Source organism: Actinotalea sp. JY-7885 (assembly GCF_014525465.1).
In the GTDB taxonomy this organism is placed as follows: Bacteria; Actinomycetota; Actinomycetes; order Actinomycetales; family Cellulomonadaceae; genus Actinotalea.
In genome coordinates, this window is record NZ_JACEXH010000316.1 from 1 (window position 1) to 1,393 (window position 1,393).

At 74.1% G+C, this 1,393-nt stretch carries 3 protein-coding genes; all 3 read right to left on the minus strand.

Going from position 1 to position 1,393, the window contains the following annotated elements; genetic code table 11:
- Positions 1 to 43: 43 nt before the first annotated feature.
- Positions 44 to 877, minus strand: coding sequence for a twin-arginine translocase subunit TatC (gene tatC / locus IDM29_RS16690; protein ID WP_255491764.1), 834 nt, complete (start codon positions 875 to 877; stop codon positions 44 to 46).
- A 4-nt stretch (positions 878 to 881) separates the two neighbouring features.
- Positions 882 to 1,136, minus strand: a complete 255-nt coding sequence (tatA, locus tag IDM29_RS16695) for a twin-arginine translocase TatA/TatE family subunit (RefSeq protein ID WP_182113198.1) — start codon at positions 1,134 to 1,136, stop codon at positions 882 to 884.
- Positions 1,133 to 1,393 (minus strand): hypothetical protein (locus tag IDM29_RS16700; protein ID WP_223148445.1); only part of this gene is annotated, 261 nt, incomplete at its 5' end. The genes tatA and IDM29_RS16700, both read right to left, overlap by 4 nt.

A 1,393-nucleotide genomic window follows, 5' to 3' on the forward strand; every position in this document is an offset into this window, starting at 1 on the left:
GGCGCCGACGGCCTGAGCGCCGCGGGCGCGCACCGCGACGGCGCTACGCCGGTCGGGCGGCTCCGCCCCGCCGACGCACCCGCCGGTCGCGCAGGGCGGCCACGCCGACGGCGACGAAGTACAAGCCGCAGATCGGCGTCGCCATCGCGAGCATGGACCATGCGTCCGGCAGCGGGTTGGCGAACGCCGTGAAGACGAGCGCGAGCAGGACCGCCCAGCGCCAGGCCCGGAGCATCGTCGCCGCGGGCAGCAGCCCGAGGAAGTTCAGCGCCACCAGGACCAGCGGCAGCAGGAAGGCAAGGCCGAACACGAGGATCACGCGCATGAAGAACCCGAAATAGGCGCGCGCGTCCATGAGGTTGACCGCGCTGTCCGGCGTGAAGGCCGTCAGCGTGCTGATCGCGGTGGGCAGCACGAACCAGGCGAGCGCACCGCCCGCGACGAACAGCACGCTCCCCGCGGGGACGAAGGAGAACACGTAGCGCTTCTCCTGGCGCGTCAGGGCCGGCGTCACGAAGGCGAGCAGCTGACCGATCCACCACGGCGCCGAGAGGAAGACCCCCAGGAAGAGGGCAACCTTGAGCTGCATGTCGAACGCCGAGCCGATCGTGGTGAAGTTGAGTGCGGCGGTCTGCCCCCGGTGGCCCAGCCCTTGCAGGGGCTGGCTCATCGCCGCGAAGACCGGGTCGTACGCGAACCACCCGAGGCAGGCCCCGAGCACGAGCCCGAGGGCCGACCACAGGACACGGCGTCGGAGCTCGGCGAGGTGCGCCGCGAGCGCCATCCGGCCCTCGGGGTCGTGCGTCGACCGGCCGGACCGGCGCCCGCGCGGGGCGTCGGCCGGCCGGTCGTGAGCCGCTGACGGGTGCGCCGTCATCGCCTCATGCCTGCGGCGAGCCGGGCTGGGCCGCGGCCGGCGCCTGGGTGGCGAGGGCCGGCGTGACGGCGGGTGCCGGTGCCGGCGCCGTCGGCGGGGCCAGGGGCGAGGTGTCCTCGCGCAGCTCCTGGACCTCCTTCTTGAAGATCTTCAGCGACTTGCCGACGTTGCCGGCGATCTCCGGGAGCTTGCTGGCGCCGAACAGCACGACGACGGTGATGGCGATGATGACGATCGCCCAGACGCTCGGGGTCCTCATGGTTCCTCCTGGTGGGTGGTGCCCCGCTCCTCGTCGAGGGGGGCGTCGGTCGGGTCGACGGCGGACCACAGGTGACGGTCCGGGTCCAGGTGCTCGCGGGCAGCGCGCACGCGTGCGAGGTCCTCGGGGGTGAAGCACTCCTGCACGCGGCCCGGCAGCGTGAGGTCGGCCTCCCCGACGTACCGGGCGGGGCTCAGCGGCTCCCGGACGACGGCCGCGCGCGCCCAGGCGGCGTGCGCCGTGGCCGCGTCCGGCCG

What these genes read in the sequence shown, in the direction of transcription:
- tatC (WP_255491764.1), bottom strand. Translation starts at nt 877, where the DNA reads ATGACGGCGCACCCGTCAGCGGCTCACGACCGGCCGGCCGACGCCCCG.
- tatA (WP_182113198.1), bottom strand. Translation starts at nt 1,136, where the DNA reads ATGAGGACCCCGAGCGTCTGGGCGATCGTCATCATCGCCATCACCGTC.